The sequence below is a fragment of the Roseivirga echinicomitans genome, from assembly GCF_001592935.1.
Lineage (GTDB): Bacteria > Bacteroidota > Bacteroidia > Cytophagales > Cyclobacteriaceae > Roseivirga > Roseivirga echinicomitans.
On sequence record NZ_LRDB01000002.1, the window covers coordinates 172479 to 194629 of the forward strand.

Annotated in this window: 14 protein-coding genes; 1 reads left to right on the plus strand and 13 read right to left on the minus strand. The window is 40.9% G+C overall.

The window, feature by feature from the left end; all coding sequences use genetic code 11:
- Nucleotides 1-11: 11 nt before the first annotated feature.
- From AWN68_RS04295 to AWN68_RS04340, 10 genes are all read right to left on the minus strand, one after another.
- Entirely contained in the window at nucleotides 12-2825 is a 2814-nt protein-coding gene (locus AWN68_RS04295; protein WP_245657949.1) for a TonB-dependent receptor, read from the minus strand.
- Between the two features lie 177 nt (nucleotides 2826-3002).
- Nucleotides 3003-3350 (minus strand): gliding motility protein GldC, encoded by a 348-nt coding sequence (gldC, locus tag AWN68_RS04300; RefSeq protein ID WP_068411942.1) that lies wholly within the window; start codon nucleotides 3348-3350, stop codon nucleotides 3003-3005.
- 105 nt (nucleotides 3351-3455) lie between these two features.
- Nucleotides 3456-4016, minus strand: coding sequence for an aminoacyl-tRNA hydrolase (pth, locus tag AWN68_RS04305; protein ID WP_068411944.1), 561 nt, complete (start codon nucleotides 4014-4016; stop codon nucleotides 3456-3458).
- 100 nt (nucleotides 4017-4116) lie between these two features.
- Nucleotides 4117-4749: a 50S ribosomal protein L25/general stress protein Ctc gene (locus AWN68_RS04310; RefSeq protein ID WP_068411946.1), complete on the minus strand. Its 633-nt coding sequence runs from the start codon at nucleotides 4747-4749 to the stop codon at nucleotides 4117-4119.
- A 12-nt stretch (nucleotides 4750-4761) separates the two neighbouring features.
- Nucleotides 4762-5685: a ribose-phosphate pyrophosphokinase gene (locus AWN68_RS04315; protein WP_068411948.1), complete on the minus strand. Its 924-nt coding sequence runs from the start codon at nucleotides 5683-5685 to the stop codon at nucleotides 4762-4764.
- 150 nt (nucleotides 5686-5835) lie between these two features.
- A complete protein-coding gene (locus AWN68_RS04320; protein ID WP_068411951.1) occupies nucleotides 5836-7011 on the minus strand; it encodes a dioxygenase family protein in 1176 nt (391 codons plus the stop codon).
- A 61-nt stretch (nucleotides 7012-7072) separates the two neighbouring features.
- Nucleotides 7073-7909, minus strand: coding sequence for a LytR/AlgR family response regulator transcription factor (locus AWN68_RS04325; RefSeq protein WP_068411954.1), 837 nt, complete (start codon nucleotides 7907-7909; stop codon nucleotides 7073-7075).
- 160 nt (nucleotides 7910-8069) lie between these two features.
- Nucleotides 8070-8396, minus strand: a complete 327-nt coding sequence (trxA, locus tag AWN68_RS04330) for a thioredoxin (protein WP_068411956.1) — start codon at nucleotides 8394-8396, stop codon at nucleotides 8070-8072.
- Between the two features lie 140 nt (nucleotides 8397-8536).
- The gene (dnaE, locus tag AWN68_RS04335) at nucleotides 8537-12829 is read right to left on the minus strand and encodes a DNA polymerase III subunit alpha (protein WP_068411958.1); all 4293 of its coding nucleotides are present in this window, start codon (nucleotides 12827-12829) and stop codon (nucleotides 8537-8539) included.
- 219 nt (nucleotides 12830-13048) lie between these two features.
- A complete protein-coding gene (locus AWN68_RS04340; protein WP_068411961.1) occupies nucleotides 13049-14308 on the minus strand; it encodes a hypothetical protein in 1260 nt (419 codons plus the stop codon).
- A 185-nt stretch (nucleotides 14309-14493) separates the two neighbouring features.
- Between AWN68_RS04340 and AWN68_RS04345 the strand changes: the two genes are divergently transcribed.
- Complete coding sequence (locus tag AWN68_RS04345) at nucleotides 14494-15597, plus strand: hypothetical protein (RefSeq protein WP_157716080.1); 1104 nt, start codon at nucleotides 14494-14496, stop codon at nucleotides 15595-15597.
- Nucleotides 15598-15846: 249 nt separating this feature from the next.
- Here the strand turns inward: AWN68_RS04345 and AWN68_RS04350 are convergent, their stop codons facing one another.
- From AWN68_RS04350 to AWN68_RS04360, 3 genes are all read right to left on the minus strand, one after another.
- Nucleotides 15847-16407 (minus strand): PepSY-associated TM helix domain-containing protein, encoded by a 561-nt coding sequence (locus AWN68_RS04350; protein WP_068411967.1) that lies wholly within the window; start codon nucleotides 16405-16407, stop codon nucleotides 15847-15849.
- A 512-nt stretch (nucleotides 16408-16919) separates the two neighbouring features.
- A complete protein-coding gene (locus AWN68_RS04355) occupies nucleotides 16920-19592 on the minus strand; it encodes a M14 family metallopeptidase (protein ID WP_068411970.1) in 2673 nt (890 codons plus the stop codon).
- Between the two features lie 717 nt (nucleotides 19593-20309).
- Nucleotides 20310-22055: a reverse transcriptase domain-containing protein gene (locus AWN68_RS04360; RefSeq protein WP_068411973.1), complete on the minus strand. Its 1746-nt coding sequence runs from the start codon at nucleotides 22053-22055 to the stop codon at nucleotides 20310-20312.
- Nucleotides 22056-22151 lie beyond the last annotated feature (96 nt).

The following is a 22151-nucleotide window of genomic DNA, read 5'->3' on the forward strand; positions in this document are numbered from 1 at the left end:
GTCATGTCGGTTTAATTGAAGAATTCATCAAACGTGATTTGGAAATAGTAGATTCCACCAAGTGAAGGGTTACCAAATGAAGTCGTATATCTTTCGTTCAATAGGTTACTTGCACCAATTTTGAAAGTAGATTTCCACGTTGGTACTTTATAGCTTACTTGAGCATCTAATGTTCCGAATTCAGGAATTACACCAGTTCCGAAAGAAGATTCCCAAAGGTAAGCTTGCTGCCATCTGTAAGTAACATTGAAACCAAGTCTTTCTGTGATTTTTCTGTTACTGAATTTGATGTTGTATCTGTATTTCGGAGTGTTATAACTTGCCGCAAAACCTTGTGCAATAAGATCATCTTGTGATGTCAACTCATTATAAGCAACGTTACCACCTATTTCATATCCATTACCAATTTGGTAATCCAATTGAAGTGCCCATCCTTGAGATTTTACTTTTCCATCAGCGTTAACATCGAAACCATAGCGCTGGGTTGGAACTGTTCCATCAACGATTTGTTGTCTTTGTCCTTGAGTGCCTGCATCAGTATTTGGTTGTCTTAAACCATTAGGTACGGCTTGAGTAAAGTCAATTTCAGCAATAAAGTCTGTGTAAGTACTATTATAGTAGTATGCATCCACTAGTAATCTACCATCCATAAACAAACCTTTATAGCCTATTTCAAAAGTATTTACTTTTTCAGTTTTGAATTCATTGTTAACACGGTCTTCAATTACTAAGAGGGCTTCGTTACCAGCTGCTCTAGCTGCATTTACGCTTTCAGTAGTATAAACAGTGTTAGTTTTGAAATTGTAACGATCTACAAGTAAATCGTTGCTACCAATAAGTCTTCTTGTTACCACATCTAAATCGATAAATTGATCTTGTGTGGTAGGGATTCTAAAACCTCTTTGGAATGAACCACGGATGTTATGATTATCAGCAATAGTACCTACAGCTGACACCCTAGGAGAGAATTGCCCCTTGAAGTACTCGTTTTTATCATAACGAACAGAACCTTGGAATGTAAGGTTGTCGTTAGCTACGCTTTTAGAAGCTTGTAAGAAAGCACCATATTCATTAAAAGCAACCTCCGAACCATCGTTCTCTAAGGCGAAAAGAGTTCCCTCTGAGTAGAGCGCGTATCTTCTATAGTTAGCGCCAACTATAACATCAGCAAAATCAATTCTTTCACTCAAGTTCCAGTTACCTTCCATGTGGTATAAATCTGTCTTATCAAGGAAAAGGGCTCCTCCTTCTGAGATAGGTTTAGCTCTATTGCTCTCTACAAGAGCTTCAAATGCTGCTGAACCTGGTTGAGGCTGTGCTGCATCAGCAGAAACCCTTGCCGAAGCGTGCGCTTGTTCAATACTTGCTCCTGCCAATCTCGCACCAGCAAATGCTGATAAATACGGAGAAAGGTAAGTTTGCTGGTTGATCAATGAAGCTAGCGTATTGGCCGCATAAGTGTCACCAGAATTTTCTTGAGTAGTATAGGCTCTTAAATAGAATTCAGATCCTTTTAACTCCAACTTGGCAGTTGTGATGCTGAAGTTGTCTAATACGAAACGGTCGTTAGCAGTATATACTGTGCTTCCCGAACCATAATTGAACTGTCCTAGTAACTCTAGGTTATCGTTTAATCTGTAGTGCAGCGCTCCACCGATTTTTACACTTTCAGTAGTGTTGTCTACAAAAGAAGCTTCGCTAAATCCTGTAGGGGTGAAGTAACCAGATTGATCGTCAGGGAATAAAGATCTAATGGCAGCAACAGAAGTATTTCCTCCAGCAATAGCACCATCAGCGATTCTTCCTACAGTAATTCCGAAATCACCATAGGTATTTACACCATCATAAAAACGATTTCCATTTCTTTCTGTGGCTCCTCTTTCAACTACACCACCTGTAGCTAAACCTTGATCTCTGGTGTCAACACCAATAAAATCATTTGCGCTTAGGTAGGATGCTGTGACTTTAAAAGCCAACTTATTATCAAACGCTTTGGCATAACGGAAACCATAATCTTGATAGAGAGACATGTTATCATCTCTTTCATCTACATGGTTAACTCCCGTTTTAGCATAAACACTTAATCCTTGGTATTCGAAGGGGTTTTTCGAAGTAAGTAGAAGGATACCGTTAATGGCATTTGGTCCATAAAGTGCAGAAGATGCACCTGGCTGTAATTCAGCAGACTCTAAATCTAGATCGTTAATACCTACAATGTTTCCTACCGCAAAGTTGAGGCCTGGAGCTTGATTGTCAATACCGTCAATGAGCTGAACGAATCGAGTGTTGCCATTTGCACCAAAACCACGTGTGTTAATGGATTTAAATGTGATACTCTGAGTACTGAAATCGACACCTTTCAATGTTGCTAATCCCTCATAAAATGAAGCAGCAGCAGTATTTCTAATGTCTAAGATATCTAGCTTCTCGATCGAAACGGGAGAACGTAAAATGCTCTCTTCTACCCTAGAGGCAGAAACAACCACATCTTGTCCGAATAGAACTTGCTCTTCCATTTTAATTTCGAGACCAGTTACGTTGGCTTCGGTAATAGAGATTTCTTGTGGCGTATAACCCACATATGAAAAAACAAGTGTTAAAGGGGCCGATTGATTCACCGTAAGACTGAAGTCTCCCTTGGCATTTGTAATCGTTCCTATCACCTTGTCCTTTACCCTGATGTTTACACCAGGTAGACTTTCACCGGTGGCAGCATCTGCCACTCGGCCCGAGATGGAAACTTGTGATTGACCATAAACTGCAGCAGTCTGCATGATCAAAAAAACAAGTGCCAGTCCCTTCAAAATTCTCTTCATCTTCATCATCTTATTCTGAGTTTGGAAACAAATTAAGTTTGGCTTGTTAATGTAAATACGGTGCGAATGGCATCGTCTATCTCAAAAATACAATGTTTTGTAAGTTTAAAAAGGGTTTACAAGAAAAAATATTCGTCATGCATACTAAATTCAGTAACCCATTGCACCAATGGTAGACTGTTTTAATTAAACTTGACTACCTTTTTTGGCTTCTTCTTCAAGATGCTTTACAAGTTTATCGCAAAGGCGATTCATGGCAGTAGACATAAATTCATCACCTGTTGAATTGAGAATGCTTTGTGCTAAACCGCCTAGGCAGTCAACATAAAACCTTTTCATCTCATCAGTGGGCATTTCTTTGTTCCAGAGGTCTATTCTTAAGGTGTTTTGAGTATTGTGGTCCCAGATGTTTAGACTTACCGACTTGGTCTCTTCTTCTCCATCACCTTCTTTTTCAGTAGCATCCCAATATATTTTTTCAGGAATGTTTTCATCATCCAATACTACCCTTAGTTTAATTTCTGATTCCTTCATGTGTGTGTGTTTTTGTCAAAGATAAACCTTGACCGATTAGAATGAATTTAATTTTTGTTTGAGATATTTTAATTACTTGAATCTGCTTTAACTTACATTTCCAACTTAATCGTTGAATTGAGTCATGGTTTGCGAAATACCGATGCTACAAAATGAGTAGATCATATCTATGGCCTTGTCCATGGCAAACGGGAGTTCTTCAAATTCGGTTTTACTGAATGGGCTTAGTACATAATTCACCTGAGCTCCTTTTGAGAAATCGTCTCCTATACCGAATTTAAGCCTAGGATAATTTTGCCCGCCACATAACTCTTCAATGTTCTTTAGGCCATTATGTCCTGCACTCGATCCTTTTGCTCTCATCCTTAGTTTGGCGAAAGGAATGGCCAAGTCGTCCACAATCACCAATACTTTTTCAATTGGGATTTTTAATTCTTGCATCCAAAACTTGACTGCTTTGCCACTGAGGTTCATATAAGTGGTAGGCTTTATCATATGGATTGTTCTACCCTTGTGTTTAAATTCGGCATGGTAAGCAAGACGATCAATCTCAAACGAAACTCCTTTTGTGTCGGCTAATCTGTCTAAAGTTAGAAAGCCGATATTGTGCCTTGTTAGCTCATACTCCGGCCCAATGTTTCCAAGTCCAACAATGAGGTATTTCATTTTAGTGCATTTTTAATTTGTGTGTATTTTCAATACGTACGCAAATAAAAAAATCCTGCCCTTAAAAGGCAGGATTTTCATGTTTTCAAATAAGAAATTCTTATTCAGCAGATTCAGTTGCTTCAGAAGCACCTTCTTCACCGCTTTCTTCTTCGCCTTCTTCTTCGTCAGTCAATCCAGCGCCTCTTAGTGCTCTTGGAATTGCTACAGACGCGATAGTTACTAATGGGCTGTTTTGGATTTCAAATCCTTCAGTAGTTAATGCGCCAACTTTTGTTGACTTACCAAGTTTTAAGTTAGAAACGTCTACTGAAATTGAATCTGGCATATCCTTAGGAAGTGCTTTCACCACTAATTTTGGTCTTTTAATTACCAAGCTACCACCGTTGATTACACCAGGTGCTGTACCTTCCATTTTCACAGGAATTTCCATTTTGATGTATTTTCCTTTGAACAACTGTAAGAAATCAACATGCAAAAGCATATCACTTACTGGATGGTATTGTGAATCTTGGGCAATGGCTTCGAATGTTTCGCCTTCAATATTTAAGGTGATGAAACATGGCTCAGGAGTGTACAATACTTCGCGGAACTGAATTGCAGGTGCATAAAAATGCACTTGATCATCACCGCCATAAAGTACACATGGAACTTGACCTTCGAGTCTAAGTCTCTTTGACTCAGTCTTACCGAGATTTGCTCTTTTAAACCCTATAATCTCTACTTTTCTCATAATATATATTTGTTAAATAAATAGCTTGCTAATAGACCCATCGTGAGTTACACTTTTAATGGCTTTTGCGAAAAGCTCAGCAACGGTGAGTACTCTGATTTTGTCTGATTGTTGTTTTAAAGGAATGGTGTCTGTTACTACCAATTCTTCTAAGACAGAATTATTAATATTTTCATAGGCCTTACCTGATAATACTGGGTGAGTACAGAATGCTCTTACTGAAAGGGCGCCCTCCTCTAAAATGATTTTGGCTGCTTTACAGATTGTACCTGCTGTATCGATAAGGTCATCTACTAACACCACGTTTTTACCTTTTACATTACCGATAATTTTCATCTCGGCTACTTCGTTGGCTTTTGTGCGGTGCTTATCAATTACTACCATTTCAGCATTGAAGTGCTGCGCGAAAGCACGTGTTCTTTTTACGCCCCCAACATCTGGAGAAGCAAAAAGTAGGTTGTCCAAGTTTAGTGTTCTGATATAAGGCACGAAAACGGCTGCTCCATCTAAATGATCTACTGGGATATCGAAGAAACCTTGAATTTGTCCTGCGTGTAAATCACAAGTCATGATTCTATCTGCACCAGCAGCTGTAAGGATGTTAGCCACCAATTTTGCACCAATGGCCACTCTTGGCTTGTCTTTTCTGTCCTGACGGGCATAACCGAAATATGGAATTACAGCAATTGCTTTATAAGCACTTGCTCTTTTTGCCGCGTCAATCATCAAGCAAAGCTCAAATAGATTGTCAGAAGGAGGGATGGTAGATTGAATTAAAAATACTCTGTTACCTCTTACTGACTCCGTATAGTAAGGGGCGATCTCTCCATCACTGAACTTTTGTATCTCTATAGATCCCAATGATTTACCGTAGAATTCGGCAATCATCTTTCCAAGATAGGCTGATTCAGTTCCGGCAAATAGTTGGTTGTCCATAGTCTTAGGCTTTTGAGCTTTGAAAATTGAACCGCAAAAGTAAAAAGATTTATGTTAAAAACAGTGGTGTGTCGTCAGTTCATTTTTTATTTCTCTCAAATTTAATGAATGTACTCATGAGTTGGCGAAAGAGGAGTGTGATTGATGTAACTAATTGTTTTTCGGTGAATTAAGGTCGAAATAATCTCCTTGCGTTTTATCTAAAGCTTCTGAAACCAATGCAAAGTTCTTTGGCGATGCTTTGAGGTTGATGAATTTGCATACAATATTGCTCTGTTTGTAGATAATGAAAGTGTTCTCAACTGCTGGATTGATTTTATTCATATCTATTTCGGAAGCATGATCTGAAAAAGAGGGGACATAGGTGAGTGCTACTTTTTGCAGATTCAGGGCTTTGCCAATGTTCTCCAAGTGAGCGATCAGTCGGTCATTGCTTTGGCTTAGCTCATTACCATAAACAAAATATGCTTTGAGGTATTTTTGCCTTTCGAAACTCTCTCTTTCTAAGTATACCAACCATTTTTTTACCTCTTCCCAATCTGTGTGCTTCCCAACAAAATAAAGGACACCTTGATATCGCCCATATTTACAAATTGGGCAGGTTTTAGTACTTCGATCTGGGCCCCAAGCGTGATATGGAGTGAATGAAATTACGTCTTCACCAATATTTCTTCCGGAGGAGGCTTCTTGCCTGTTATTCACTGTTGGATAATTCGGGATATTCAACCCGAGGATAATGTTGTGTTCTGCGATATGTAAATCACCTTTTTGCAAAAGGCGCAACACACCACTACCGCCACGGTTCGTCATTGACTTTCTCTTTTTGCTCGTGAGTAGTGGGTCATCATCAAAAACGAATGCATCGATATAGTATTCAGTATCAATATTGGGTTCTTTAATAGAAGGGTGAATATGCGCTGGATCATCGCGGTTTGGGTAAGGAGCGGGACGAACAGTATAGATCGCGTATTTTCCATTTTTGTCTGATTTTACCCAACTACGGATGTAGCCATGCCTTGCTACCTTTTGATCGAGGCCTTTTCTGTTTGAGTATGCCCCCTTTGTATCGGTTTGATAGTAGTAAACGATAACATTTGGGGCAGGCGTTACCCCGTCCTGCTGCAATATGGTTCCAGTGATTAATAATTTCTGGCCTTCTTCTAACCAGCCTGGACTAGTGTCAATAGATGGGATGTGTTTTGGCATTCCTATGTACATAAAATCACCGTTCTCGAAAAGGCCACCAATTATTTTATTGGACTGACCTTTACAGTTAAAAAGAAAAGCGACTAGCAGAATTGGGTAGAGATAGAGTTTTTGAAGCATGGTTTTTTTCCAGCAATAAGCTTCAGAAATGAAGGTTTGTCAAATCGAATAGGCTGTCCTGTTAATTTTTTAAGCTAACCTGATGAGTGTTGAGTAAGGCTTTGAATGCTTGGCTGTAATTTCTGCTCATTCTTGCTGAAGAACCGTTACTGAGCGTAATGTCATAATCTCCATTCAGTCTCGATTTATAAGAGATCACTTCACTCATATTTATGATCGTGGATTTATGAACCCGAACAAAAACCGATGGATCTAGTTTCTCGTACATTGACTTTAATGTTTCACTCTGGAGGAAATTTCCTTTTGAAGTGATCAGTTTTATATAGGGGCTGGCCGCTTCAATCGATAGTATCTCGCTTACATTTAGCACAGATATTTCGTTTGCCAAGCTTACGGAAATGGTTTTGGCGTAAGTGGGTGATTCTGTAATTTCTGGAACAGTGGGAGTTGGCGACTTTCTACTGTAATGATAAACAGCAACCAACGAGTAAATAGCTAAACCAACATACAAGTGTTCAGATAGGCCATAAGATAGAGTACGGCCAAAGTCATAAGTTTGTGGAAAGAATTGAGCCGAAACTAAATTCACAATTAGAGGGAAAAGAAGGAAGTGAATTAGGGTGGAGAGTATGATTGAGCCAATAATGATAGACAAACTCTTGAATGTTTTCTCGGTTCGAAGGGCACTTAACCCTTTCAGTTGAAAAAAGGAAAGCGGTAAGAATAACACCCAAAACGAATTAAAAAGAAGTGATTCGGTGATGTAAAAATTGTAATCTCTTAATATCGATTCAAGAAAATCTTGACCAAGCCCTGCCAAAACAACCAGTACCAATACACCAAAACCAAAATATAATTTTGAGTGCTGACTGATATGTTTTGAGAATGTACGGATCATTTTAATCGCTTGAAATACTTGCTGTCTCTTTACGTAATAATTGCAGTGAATGATTTACTGTCTTAAATTAGTGATTTAGGTGCGTTTTTATAGCTGATTGAACACAAAAAAGGCCACACTTTCGTGCAGCCTTTGAATATGTTTTAAGATGTTTGGTCAATTAAGCCAAAGTACTATCTAATTTCGAAGTTAAAGTTCCTTTTGGAACAGCGCCTACAACACCGTCTACTTGCTCACCACCTTTGAAGTAAAGAAGTGCTGGGATTGAACGGATACCATATTTCATTGAAATGTTAGGGTTAGCATCAACATCTACTTTACCAACTACGGCTTTCCCTTCGTATTCACCTGCGATTTCTTCAACCACCGGGCCTACCATCCTACACGGGCCACACCATGCTGCCCAAAAATCTACCAATACTGGTTTGTCTGATTTTAATACTAACTCTTCAAAGTTAGCGTCTGTAATTTCAATTGCTTTTGCCATTATATATTTATTAAGTTTCTTATTTCAATTGTTGCAGGTTGACAACAAAACTAATTAAAAAGTTCAATTTGAGGGCCAAAACCAAGGCGACTCTTCATTGTCATTCTCAATAGGCTATTGACCCCTTTTATTTAAGTCCTCTAATTCGTGATTAAACTGGCGGAATTAGCGTATTTCTTCAATGTTCTAATGAGGTTACTATTCGGGTCTACTTTTACCTTTCTACTTAAAAGTTCGACACTCAGGTTCTCAGATTTTTCTACCAACTGAATTCTAAGCTCTGTATTTCCTTCATGCTCTTTTGTTAATTTCATGATCGTATCAATCAACTCTTGATCGACATCTCGGGCATTAATACTCACTTTGATCCCTTTCGCTCTTTTCTCTCTTAATTCACTTAAAAGGGAAATGGCAGCTACTTGTAACTCCCAATCTTCTGGAGTAGGGGTAATGAGAGGATTGTCCCTGATCTCATTTTTCTTGCGCCAATTCAATTCCACCCTTCCTGTGATAAACAAAAATTCTCCTGGCCTTAAATACTGCGCATGGTTCATGTACTTTTCACCCATCAAGAAGAGCTCAACAGAACTGTTATAATCTTCAATGCTAAGAATGGCAAAAGGTTTTCCGTTCTTCGTTTGCCCGTTCCGAACCCCACTCACAATCCCTCCAATGGAAATGTCTTGGTTAGGATATCTCTTAATGTCGCTCACTGGTTTACAGAAGCTTTCCAGTTCTACTTCAAACTGATTAAGCGGGTGGCCAGAAATGTAGAAACCGACCACATCTTTTTCAATTTTAAGTTTTTCCATTTCGCTGAACGGCTCGCAAATGGATACACTCGGAAGTGGAGTGGCTACATTGCTGTCACCTCCAAAAAGAGAAACCTGAGCAGCATCTTTTTCGGCTTGCTTGGCATTGGCGTAACGAATTACTTTTTCTAGTAGCGTTTGCTCATTTTCTGGGGCGTATAAATACTGCCTTCTGTGGTAATCTTCGAAGCAATCGAAACCACCGGCCATGGCCAGTGATTCGCAGTTCTTTTTGTTTACAGCCCTTAGGTTTACTCTTTCTGCAAACTCAAAAATATTATGGTAAGGGCCGTCTTCTTTTCTTCCTTCAATAATCGACTCAATGGCGGCTTCACCCACCCCTTTAATCGCACCCATTCCAAAGCGAATTTCGCCCTTGGTGTTTACCGTAAACTTGTAGTTAGATTCGTTAACATCTGGCCCCAAAACAGGAATGCCCATGCGCTGGCATTCTTCCATAAAGAAGGTGACCTGCTTAATGTCGTTCATGTTGTTACTGAGCACCGAAGCCATGTATTCAGCAGGATAATGCGCTTTTAGGTAGGCTGTTTGGAAGGCCACATAAGCGTAACAGGTAGAGTGTGATTTGTTAAAGGCGTAAGACGCAAATGCCTCCCAATCCTTCCATACTTTCTCCAGTTTATCGGCTGCATGGCCTTTTTCAACGGCCTGCCCAACAAATTTGGGTTTCAGCTGATCGAGCAACTGACGGTTTTTCTTACCCATTGCCTTACGCAGCACATCTGCCTCACCTTTGGTAAAGCCAGCGAGTTTCTGCGAAAGCAACATCACTTGCTCTTGATACACTGTAATACCGTAAGTTTCCTCAAGGTATTCCTTCATGTCCTCCAAATCGTAGGTGATTTCTTCGTCACCGTGTTTTCTTCGAACAAAAGAAGGGATGTATTCTAGAGGCCCTGGTCGGTACAGGGCGTTCATGGCAATTAAATCGGCAAAAGCGGTGGGCTTGAGGTCACGCAAATACTTCTGCATGCCGTTGGATTCGTATTGGAAAATACCCACCGTTTCTCCTCGTTGAAAAAGCTCGTAAGTGAGCGTGTCATCCAGCGGAAAATCATCAGGGATTAGCGCTACATCATGACGTTCTTTTACATTCTTAACCGCATCTTTAATCAGCGTGAGGGTTTTCAATCCCAAGAAATCCATCTTGAGCAATCCTGCATCTTCTACAACCGCGTTATCGAACTGGGTACACCACATGTCCGAATCCTTGGCCACTGCCACAGGTGCGAAATTGGTGATGTCGTCTGGGGTAATAATCACCCCACAAGCGTGAATTCCTGTATTTCTTACCGAACCTTCAAGTACTCTGGCTTGGTTTAACACCCTAGCCAGTTCGTCATTTCCGTGCGAAATTTTAATCAGCTCCTGAGCCAGTGCAATCTGATCGCCTTTGAGTTTATCTTTTAATTCTTTCTCGCTAAAAGCGAATAGTTTGGCCAAAGAGGTGTCGGGCACCAGCTTGGCAATTCTGTCGGCATCGAACAAAGGAAGTTCCATTACCCTTGCTGTATCTCGAATGGAAGATTTGGCCGCCATACTACCATAGGTAATGATCTGGGCCACCTGATTCTTTCCGTATTTATTGATTACATAGTCAATTACCTTTTGGCGACCTTCATCATCAAAGTCAATATCAATATCGGGAAGTGATACCCTGTCTGGGTTAAGGAAACGCTCAAAAAGGAGATCGTACTTGATCGGATCCACATTCGTAATTCCGATACAATAAGCCACTGCTGAACCTGCGGCTGAACCCCTTCCTGGTCCAACGGAAACATCCATTTCCTTGGCCTTGTTCGTAAAATCCTGAACAATGAGGAAGTAACCTGGGTAGCCAGTATTGGCAATCGTATCAAGTTCGAAATCTAGACGCTCTTTAATTTCTTCAGTGATTTCTCCATAGCGCTTCGTAGCACCTTCATAGGTAAGGTGACGCAGGAAAGCATTCTCACCACGTTTCCCACCATCTGCTTCATCTTCCTTGGAAAGAAATTCCTCAGGGATATCAAATTTTGGAAGGAGTACTTCGCGCTCCAGTTTGTAGGACTCTATCTTTTCAACGATTTCGTTGGTGTTGGCAATCGCTTCGGGCAAATCGGTGAAGAGCTTTTTCATCTCTTCAGGCGACTTGATATAGAATTCATCGTTCGGGAAACCGTAACGGAATTCTCTTCCGCGTTTCCCGATGTATTTTTTAGGCTTGCTTACCGATTCCGCATCTTTTACACAAAGTAGAATGTCATGCGCTACGGCTTGGTCTTTTTTGGTGTAGTAAGTGTTGTTCGAAGCAATGTACTTTACATCGTACTTCTTACAGAACTGAAGTAGAATCCTGTTAACGTGGTCTTCTTCTGGAAGTCCGTGACGGTTGATTTCTGCATAGAAATCATCGCCAAATTGTTCTTTCCACCACACAAAAGCTTCTTCTGCTTGTGTCTCGCCCACATTCAGAATGAGGTAGGGCACTTCGCCCCAAAGCCCGCCTGTGGTGGCGATTAAGTCGCCTTTGTATTTTACTAAATCGTCTCTGTCGATTCTGGGTAGGTAATAAAAGCCTTCCGTATAGGCGATGGAAGCCAGTTTTACCAAATTGTGATAGCCTTTTTTGTTCTTGGCTAAAATCACGGTTTGGTTACCGTTGTCCTGTAGTTTTTTGTTGCTTCTGTCGGTACATAGGTTGAATTCACAACCAACAATAGGTGTGATCCCTGCCGATAGCGCTGCTTTCACAAAAGTAAATGCGCCCATCATGTTTCCATGATCCGTCATGGCAATGGCTGGCATGCCCATTTCCTTGGCAGTATTCACCAAGGCGGTAAGTTCTGAGGTGGCCTGCAAAATCGAAAACTGAGAATGACAATGCAGGTGAGAGAAAGGGACCTCCTTTAAATCGGAAAGGGTTTCTTTGTCGATTTTACCAATGCCTCCGCTGCTTTCTTGTTCATCAGTCTTAGCGAAATTGGCGGCATCCAGTTCTGGGGCTTCGTATTTAATTTCCGATAAACGAATGCCTTCAATGGGAGGTACCACACTGTGTTCCAACAAACCAAAGAAACAACGGGCCGTAGCATCTACATCATAAGCCGCATCGTGCGCATCGTCAAATCCTTTTCCGAAGAGTTTGAAGTGAAGTTCAGTCAGTGTAGGCCATTTGAATCTACCGCCTTTTCCGCCCGGAATGGCACAGAATTCTGTGGCTACATTTTTAGTGTCAATGTTCTCAAAGCCTTCTAGCTTGTTTTCCTGCTCGGTACGCAGGTATTCTGCCCCAACAATATTTAAATCGAACTCAATATTATGCCCAACCGCAATGGTGGTTTTGGCGAGGTCTTCGGTGAATGCCTTTAGTACGTCATTGAGGTCATGACCTTCCTCCATCGCCCTTTCCGTAGAAATACCATGGATTTGTTGGGAGTTATAGGGGATGGTAAAACCTTCGGGCTTCACGATGAAATTCTGAGCCGAAATCAGTTTTCCGTAACCATCGTGCAGCTGCCAGGCGAGCTGAACTAATCGGGGCCAGTTGTCTAGATCACTTACCGGAGCGTTATAGTTTTTAGGTAAACCAGTGGTTTCGGTATCAAATATCAGGTACATAGGCTGTTAGTCGGAATGACGATTTTTCGATCGGAAATAATAGACTAAAGTAAGGAAAATGATGGAAAGCTACCCGTCATACTCATGGATTTGTTCGGGTGAATGGATTGCGCAGAAATTATTTTTATCTACCAGCGCGAGATGGATGATTTTCTGTGGGTGACTTTGTTTTATACTTCCCTGTAAAGGGCTTTTGTTTACCCCACTTGAAGTTTAAGGTTAAAGAGAATCTTCGGAATTACCTACAAAAACCACTCCCTCAGTGTTGCTCAATTTGATATATTCAATTTCCCCACTGCCTTCAAACCTGTATTTGAAGCCCACCAGTTGGCCTAGATTGTAAGGCGTTTCGAAACTTTTGATCAATTGCTGATTCAGGTAAATACTGACAAGTCCATTTTCAACAGTGCAGCGCAAATCTTGCCATTCGCTGATGTTGGTACCAAAAGCGGAGAGGTCGTTCGTTTTTCCGTCAAAGCCAGTGCCCATTAAAAACAAATTGAGCTTGCTAACACAGCCGGGGATAGAGAAGGGCACATAAAGAATGCCTTCTGTGCCATGTACTAAGACGACCGTATTTTGGCAAATGCCATTGCTCTTGTGGTAACTGTTTCGAAACCTCGTTTCAAACTCAAAAGAATCACCCGTAACTTCTCCAAAATCGTCAAAATAGTGGTAGGTGAGTAAAGGGGCTACTTCGGTATTGGTATCATTGATTTCCTTCAAAGTTTCTTCGGTCAGTTTAAGACTTCCGTTTTGGATCAACTCTTCTCGATAAAGGTATCGAGGCATTTCTCCATTACCGATGGTGGCCATCCAGCCATTGGTGCGTATATGCACGTCATGTTCCTTCAGAATTTGGTCATTGGCTTTCAGCTTTGCCCTAAAGTAACCGGGGTAATAATAGATAGCGGTTACCTCTTTGCCTTCATTGTCTATTGGAATGCTCAGTTGATCGTTCCACGAAAGCTGAATAAAACAACTGTCGGCTTCGATGTCAGCAAAGTCGTACTTGAAAACAACAGAATTGGGAAGTCCCAAGGTGACGGGCGCGCTGCTGAACTGCACTTTTTCAATCTCCTTCTGGGGGTAGGGCTTTTGGCTTCCTTTATTGAAGGCGACCAACACTAGTGTACTGGTGACTAGTAATATGATGATGGCGACAATACTTGCTTTGGTTCCTGTTTTTTTCTTTTCAGGAAGTGGAATTGTTTTGGAAAGCCCTTGCTTCAGTGCATTCCAGTTTTCGTAGCCGATAAAAAGGGCTAGAGTGTTGAGTGTAGAAATGCTGGGTTCACTGTCGTAATTCACTCTTCCCCAAACCCTTTTTAAGGTGGAAATGCTCAGACGAACACGGGTTTCCTCAAAAATACGGTCGCTTAAGAGTTGGAACTCCTGATTGAGCCATTCGCTACTGGAGCCCCAGCCAAGTTTTTCTTCAATCAAGTGAAGGCATTTCTGAAGACACTGTTTATTCATGAATTATTAAGTTAATAAGCCCTTGAACTCGAATTTAATGCCGCCAAATACAAATCAAGTTCAGACTACAAAACTATAAACTGAATCCATACGAACGAGGTTGCACAGCCTTGAATGGTTTTGAATAGGAATCTGATGGCGTTTTTTCTCGAGTCTTCCGTAATAGCCAAGAAAACAGAATTCAAATGAACAAATTTTTATGTATTGCCATCGCTGTTATATACGGTCAGACGATGTCGGGTCAAGAGTTTTCCTTTGCTCACCAAGAACTTTGGGAGGTAACAGGGAAGAGTCATGTTTTTGAACGCTTTGAGGGAAAGGAAAGCCTTTCTCCTTTTCAGTCTCAGGTCAGGTTAAAGAACTTCGAGTTTTTTACTGGGATTTTGGAGTATGATATTTATATCACACCCGACCGAGGTTTCCCAGGTATTGATTTCAGAATTCAAGACGCTGTAAATTATGAGGAGTTTTATGTGAGGCCGCATCAATCGGGTAATCCAGATGCCAATCAGTACACGCCTATTTTCAATGGTTTTGCTGGCTGGCAATTGTACTATGGTCAAGGTTTCGCTCAGGCAGTTGAGTATAAAATGAATGCTTGGAGCCACATCAAATTGGTGATTGCTGAGCGTGCAGCTGAAGTGTATATCAACGATATGTCCACTCCTTTATACTATATCCCTGAACTGAAAAGAGTACCAAAATCGGGAGGTTTAGGTTTCAGTGGAAGTGGACCTTCTGCTTTCAGAATTGCGGATTTGAAAGTGACCAAACAAAGTAATCCGGTGCTTAAAAGTAAAGCTATCGCAGTTGAACCTTTGGAAAAAGGAGTGATCTCCTCATGGTCAGTTTCAACCACTTTCGAGGAAGCCACATTAGAGAAGCCTGTTGATCTCTCCGCGGATATGAAGAAGGGGTTGAAATGGAATAAGGTCGATGCCGAAAGTAGGGGGTATGCAAATTTAGCAAGGGTTGCAATTGCCAATGGGCAGAACAATACGGTCTTTGCCAAGGTGACCATTGAGTCTGATAAAGATCAAATCAAAAAGCTAAGCTATGGCTTTAGCGACAGAGTCAGGGTTTATTTAAACGATCAGCTTTTGGTGGGAGGTCATGATGAGTTTACCAGTCGGGATTACCGTTTTTTGGGCACTATGGGCTATTATGATGATGTGTACTTAAGACTGAAAAAGGGAGATAACGAACTTTGGATGGCTGTCTCAGAGAATTTTGGAGGATGGGGCATTATGGGACGGTTTGATAATATTGACGGGATTAAAATAAAATAAGCGCTCAGGGTTGAAGATTAAAGAGAAGCTAGGGTTTACCTGAGCCCTAACTTCTTAAGTCTGTTTTTCTTGCCACAAAGTATCGATTGTCATCAGGCTACTCTCTGCCTTTGTGGGTGTTGTCACCCACAAATATCATGAGTTTATTATTCAATAGAATTTTCTATTCTTGAATCCAAGAGAGAGTTGTGGTTACGAGAATGCATCGGCTTTTTGGAGAAAACTCCAAAAAGGGCATAATTTCTTTCCCTAAATCAAGAAAAAGAGGAAAACCAAGGGGAAGGCAATGCCTACAATGGCGAATTTCCAACCTCTTTTCCTGAAACTGGTTTCACCTCCTGAAACGAACATTCCAGAAACAGCGATAAGAATCATTGCAATACCGAAAATATCAGAATACCAGATCCAAGATTTGTTGGTGCTCTGGTGTAAATCGGCCATTTCTGCGAGTCCGATTCTTCGGCCCACCCATTCTTTCTCACCTTCTCCTGTTTTTATATTGATTTCAGCCCTGGCCTTCTCATAGATAATCCTCAAAGTGCCACCTTGAACCCTAAAGCCTGTGTATTCGTTGCCTATGGCGATTTCGGGTAGAATGCTTTGCACAAAAGCTTCATTGATCTCTTTAGGGTCTGCTGGTAGGTTGATTTTAATGGGTTCAGCTGAGTAAGTGAACTCCCGTGAGTTGAAGTCTCCTCTGTGGTTTAGGGCGATACCTGAAATAGCAAACGCGATAATTAGGCCCACAAAGAAATAGGCAATGTCTCTGTGGAGGTTGCGTGATTGATTTCTAAATTTTTGGCTAGTCATGAAAAATGGGTTAAGTCTGAAAAAAGTTGATGAAACTAACTTAAATAATTGATAACCAAATGGGTTGGGGTTAAATATTGTTATTTGGGATCGGTGCCTTTCCGCCTTTGTGGGTGTTGTCACCCAGAAATATCATGAGTTTATTGTTATTTAATATAATTTCTATTCTTGAATCCAAGTGGGGAATTGTTGTTACGAGAATGCATCGGCTTGTTGGAGAAGAACTCCAACAAGGGCAGAATACTTGAACAAACTGAAAAAGATGCTTACAGCATGACTTAGCTTTGATCTATGTGCGAATGATGGCATTTAACCAAATGAGCTTGCTTCTCAGTCATCCCCGTAGGGATCTTCTCCGCCTTTGTGGGTGTTGTCACCCACAAACATCAACATCATAAGTTTCACTTATTCGATATAATACCTATTCTTGAATCTAAGCGGGGAGTTGTGGTTACGAGAATGCATCGGCTTGTTGGAGACAAACCAACAAGGGCTAAGAGTGTTTGTATAGCCTACTTCCCCTCAGGCGCCTCCCAAAATCCTGGGTTCAATTTCTGATTTTGAGCTACATCACCACTGTATAAAATCGAGTTGAAAAGCACGCGGTAAGTGCCCATGGTTTGGCCGCGCCATTGCGGACTGAAACCGTGGAGGATTACATGTCCTTTTCCTTTTTTGACATCCAATGAAGCTGCATAACCCTGAATGAATTTCTCGCCCAATAAATAGCCTGAGCGCAATGGTGAATCTTGGCTTTGGTACTTCGCCAACACCTGACCTTCGAAACCTTCAGTAGGAGCGAAAGTTGGACTGTTCGATACAAAAATGTTCGCTTGTGCTGGCATTCCTGCCATTACAGGATGGCTAGTGTCTATTGTCACGCCAAGAATCGAACTTCCAGCAAAAAAGTCTTTTCTATTGATACCAGCCGTTACATTTTTCACAGGCAGGTGCAGGGCATCAATGGCGAACAAACTACTTTGGTTCATGCACACCAAAGTGCCACCAGCGTTTACAAATTCGTTCATCGCACGGATACCCGAGTCGCCAAGACCGCCTGCATATTCAGGGGGCACAGTGCCTTCTCTAAATCCATTGGTAAAGGTGGAGGAGCGTTCCGAAGCCAATAGAATCACGTCAAAACGGTCTTCTAAATCACCCATTTGAAAATCGGTGTTGCCAATATTGGTAAACTCGAAACCGTAGTTTTCTAGCAACCAACGCGTCCAGCCCTCATCCATACTGGCGGTATGTGGCCTGTAAAGTGCAATGCGTTTTTTGATCGCGGTTCCTTTCACATTATTGGCCATGGTAACATTCACAGCCAATTCTTTTGACCATTGGTCAATGTTGGATTTTGAAATGCCATCAATGGCATATTTGCCAGAAGCGAAACTCACCTTTCCATTGGCTTTTAAGGCTTTATTGATCAGCCTAAAACTGTTGTTTTCTTTCGGGTCGACCAAGGCGGTATTGCCTGAGCCAGAAACCTTGCTGGGTAAGGGGACAATGCCAGCGGCATTAGCATTAGTGTTGAAACCTATACCGGGCACAAAGTCAATAGCTGAAGCATCACCTGCGGTTTTCCAGTCTACGACAGTGCCTTGAATTGGCATAAGTGCATTCTTCACTTCTTCCGTTAATGGCGACATGGCCGGAGTGACTTTCACTTCAAAAATCATAGGCAATGTCCATCCCGCAGCGTCATAAGGCTGCTCTGGTGGGCCTTGCGGATATTCGCGCAAGTCAGGGTAATTCTGTACATCTAGTAACTGACGAGCGAGTTCGGCAAACTCTTGATTCATTGGGATAACCCAAGTGCCTTTCGGGTAATTGATATTATTGAAAGTCACTGCTTTCGAAAGTTGTTCAATGCGGACCCCATTAAATGCCAGTCGCTTTAGTAGCTCCACAGGGCGTACTGGGTCACGTTGCGCTTGCGGAACGAAATAGGCGTAAGGTGGTTCTTCTTCGTACTTCTTGATGGCATTTCTGCCCGACTGATAACGATTGTACAGCACTGTTTCTCCATATTTCGAAGCGTATTCCAATACTGCAATCGAGGCGGTTTGCATATAATCAACAGCGTCTTTCAAACGCCACCATCCGCCTTTCCATGGACTGGAATAGAGTGATTCTATCCTCAAGTCAGAACGGTCTCTTGGGAAATCGGCAAGTGTATATAAATGTGGAGTAGCATAGCGATAAAGTGCAGTTTCTGTCCAGAAAGCAGGAATGTTTTGAAGTACAGGCATGTAATCGACATAGCCAGGATACCAAGCATCGAAGCCCGTGCCCATATGTACTGCGCCTGGCTGCCCGTTGGTTTCTAGCGCTTGAGCGATCGCCATTCCAATCATATTGACTTCACGTGCCACAATAGGCGGGGTTTGTGTAGCGATAGGCTCCGCAAAAGGCGGTAACCAAATACGGGTAGGGAAGGGGGAAGACTGATGGTGCACATGGATAATGTTCGGTTCCCATTCGCGCCAAGTGCGGGCCACCACCCTAGATTCCTCCATGTTCAGCATGTAGGCATCGCGGTTATTATCGTGACCAATGTACTTCTGATAAAGCACTGGCAATGGCGCCACTTCATAGGGTGTACCCACATTGGAATGATACCAATCGGCTACTATGTTTTGTCCGTCAGGGTTAAGTGAGGGCCACAGCATAATGATCACATTGTCCAGAATGTCTTTGATTTTCGGGTCATCGCTGCTTAACAGTTCATAAGCCAACGAAATGGTATGTTGCGCTCCGGCTACTTCTGTAGCGTGGAGGCCGCCATCAATGTGCACAAAGGGTTTCCCTTCTTTGGCCAAGGCTTTGGCTTGTGCATCGGTCATGCCCGTTGGGTGCGCCAATTGCATGGCGATTTCTTTATAGCGATCCAGCTTGTCCAAGTTGGCTTTGGATGAAATGACCGAGAAATACCAAGGCCTACCTTCTGAAGTAACGCCTGCTTGATACAACTGAATTTGATCGCTGACTTCTGTTAGTTTCTGAAAATAAGCCAGCGACTGATCGTAAGTAGCCAAATGATAATCTGCACCTACCGTAAAGCCCAACATGCTTTCGGGAGTAGGAATGCTTTGGGCTTGGCTAGCGAATTGCGCTGAAAAAAAGAAAATAACGGCAGCAAAAATTCTGCAAAAAAGTGGTTGAAGGATAAATTTTTTCATCCCTTAAAATAGTGCATAATCACTTTGGCAGTACTATCAAGAGCGGGATATTACATTGGTGGTTTATATGTGTTAAAGTGTTGGGGTTGAGAAGTGTTGAGGTGTTGGAGTACTGATGTGTTGAAGACAATCGGAGCTAAAAACGCTCGGTTTCTTTCCCTGAGCTCCGAGACTTCGGAGAAGGGTCTAGAAACTGTAATACTAAGCGTGGGGCTTTCTACTCTCCACTAGTCGCTGCGACTCTCTAAGAATGTTATGACCTAACCACCTGAAAAGGATGCTTACAGCATGACTTAGCTTTGATATTTGTACTAATGATTTGATTTCGCCAGGTAAGCTTGCTTTTCAGTCACCCTGCTCCGAAGCTTCGGAGGTCTTTTTTAGCAACACAGAAAGAAGTCATTAAACCGCAAAGAACACGAAGAAGCGCGAAGGTGGAAGGTGCTCTTAGGTTCACTAGTCGTTGCGTCTCGCTGCGACTCACTAAATCACCCGATATAAAAAGCCTATTTCAATAATTCCCTTTTGTGTTTGATGAAAAATTAAACCGTTAAAACGGTTCATGGAAGCTTTGTGCTATATAGCCCACGGTTTAAACCGTGGGCTATTTGATAAATCTTCTTTGAGAATGGTTTTAACCATTTATCAGGTTGTTGGTCTTAGTGAGAGATTAAGACTTGTGGAGGTTTCAGCGTGGACGCTGGTCTGTATAAATTGCTAATTTACTTGATGTTTGAGTTTTTCGTGTGCCTGATAGTAATAGCTAAAGGGTTTTCCGAAATATATTATCTGTCTATTGGATTTAACGTTGACTTGTTTACTGTTGCTTACTTTAATTTCCCTTAATCTTCGTCTGAATTTATGGAAATACTTATTTCTATTTCTATCTAGATTTTTCAACTGAATCGCAACTGTTGGGTTATTTGATAACTCTGAGAAACCATTAATCCAACAAAGGTCATTAATTCCATTTTCATAATTCCACATAGTTACGCGTCCAACAGACATGCCAATAAGCCTATGTATTATAGATTCCTCAATATACTTGTCAGAAGCCCTCTTTTTATCTCCTTTTATCGCATTAAAGGCCGTATTTATAACCTCAATTTGTTTCGACATTTCTTTCTTTAAAGAACTTTTTCTTATCCGAATGTCACCATTAAAATTGAGTTCGTAACCAACAAAACCGATCCAAGGGATTTCCTGTTTGTTGTATTCACCCCATTTAAATGGATTCTTGGACTTGTTTTCCCAGAACGTACTATCATATTTCTTAACATCTTTAAATGTATGTGGTACTAATTTTAACTTCAATAACGATTCTTGGTATTTACTTGTCGCAGACTTACATATTTTCTTATTTGGGTGCATAATAATCATATCATCACAATAACGGAGATATAGCAAATTCTTTTGTTTGTAATTGGAAATAATACCATCTGAATAATGTAAAACAATATTTGCAATTAGCCCAGAAAGAGCACCGCCTTGAGGGACTCCAATTTTTGCGTTATTCAATTTCTTGTAATGTTTTGATAATAAATCATCTTCAACCCACTCAAATACGCCATTAGTTATGTTGTATTTTGAAAAATATGCTTGGTCCTTATTGAGAGGATAAACTGATTTATTGAATGAATAACAATTTAAGTAAGAGTAAAATAAATGCTCAGCATTAACATCATATAACTCTGGGTTTTTCCGTTTAACCTGATTCATGAATTTTTTAAAATGCTCTTTGATTACTGAATGGTTTACTGTATCGTAAAACTTCTTCATATCGCATTCAGAAACCCATAATTTTTTACCTTTATTCTGTCTCTTATATTTTACGATTTCCTTTATTGCATCATGATGCGTAATGCTATATGGCTTTCCATTAACTTTCTTAACTGCACGGAATGCCATAGAATTATCGTGGAATAAATCATCGAATAAGTCCGTGAAATATTTATTTACCAAACAAATAATTATTCTATCCCGTAGATTGAAAATTGAGATTGGTCGACATACCGTCTGAGCTTTTTTTAGTTTATCTTTTCTCTTTGGATAAGTAGAAGGTTCCGAAATTGAATATTCTTGACTTTTGATACTTTCTTGAACTGACAATAAAAAGATATCCAGTCTTTTTAGAAATACTGCATTAGGGTCATTTTCCCTATACCACTCAATAGTAATTTGCAATGACTTGATGTTTTTTTCAAGTGAGTTTAGCTTTTTTCCATTTCGGTAACGATTTTTCTCTCCAAGTTTTCTCCATTTTTTTCGACTAGGGAATAGGCTGCAAATTTCGTTTTCATCTAAAGTTTCATCATTTATAGATACATGGTAGTTTTTTTTAGAGTCACTAGAAATAAGGTGTATCAAGTGCTTCTTGTTGCGCCTCTTTGCAATCTTAGCTCTGATCCGACACAGGTAGAAAATTATATTCCTTTCCTCTATGTATGTTTCTAGTTTTCTCATGTTAAAAATTAAAGAAATCAGTTGCTAGTAAATTATAACCATACTGAACAAATAATAAAATTGCTAAACTCACATGTGCTTTGTGCTGATATGCAA

Coding starts and splice junctions, on each gene's coding strand:
- AWN68_RS04295 (WP_245657949.1), bottom strand. CDS start 2,825: ATGATGAAGATGAAGAGAATTTTGAAGGGACTGGCACTTGTTTTTTTG.
- gldC (WP_068411942.1), bottom strand. CDS start 3,350: ATGAAGGAATCAGAAATTAAACTAAGGGTAGTATTGGATGATGAAAAC.
- pth (WP_068411944.1), bottom strand. CDS start 4,016: ATGAAATACCTCATTGTTGGACTTGGAAACATTGGGCCGGAGTATGAG.
- AWN68_RS04310 (WP_068411946.1), bottom strand. CDS start 4,749: ATGAGAAAAGTAGAGATTATAGGGTTTAAAAGAGCAAATCTCGGTAAG.
- AWN68_RS04315 (WP_068411948.1), bottom strand. CDS start 5,685: ATGGACAACCAACTATTTGCCGGAACTGAATCAGCCTATCTTGGAAAG.
- AWN68_RS04320 (WP_068411951.1), bottom strand. CDS start 7,011: ATGCTTCAAAAACTCTATCTCTACCCAATTCTGCTAGTCGCTTTTCTT.
- AWN68_RS04325 (WP_068411954.1), bottom strand. CDS start 7,909: ATGATCCGTACATTCTCAAAACATATCAGTCAGCACTCAAAATTATAT.
- trxA (WP_068411956.1), bottom strand. CDS start 8,396: ATGGCAAAAGCAATTGAAATTACAGACGCTAACTTTGAAGAGTTAGTA.
- dnaE (WP_068411958.1), bottom strand. CDS start 12,829: ATGTACCTGATATTTGATACCGAAACCACTGGTTTACCTAAAAACTAT.
- AWN68_RS04340 (WP_068411961.1), bottom strand. CDS start 14,308: ATGAATAAACAGTGTCTTCAGAAATGCCTTCACTTGATTGAAGAAAAA.
- AWN68_RS04345 (WP_157716080.1), top strand. CDS start 14,494: ATGAACAAATTTTTATGTATTGCCATCGCTGTTATATACGGTCAGACG.
- AWN68_RS04350 (WP_068411967.1), bottom strand. CDS start 16,407: ATGACTAGCCAAAAATTTAGAAATCAATCACGCAACCTCCACAGAGAC.
- AWN68_RS04355 (WP_068411970.1), bottom strand. CDS start 19,592: ATGAAAAAATTTATCCTTCAACCACTTTTTTGCAGAATTTTTGCTGCC.
- AWN68_RS04360 (WP_068411973.1), bottom strand. CDS start 22,055: ATGAGAAAACTAGAAACATACATAGAGGAAAGGAATATAATTTTCTAC.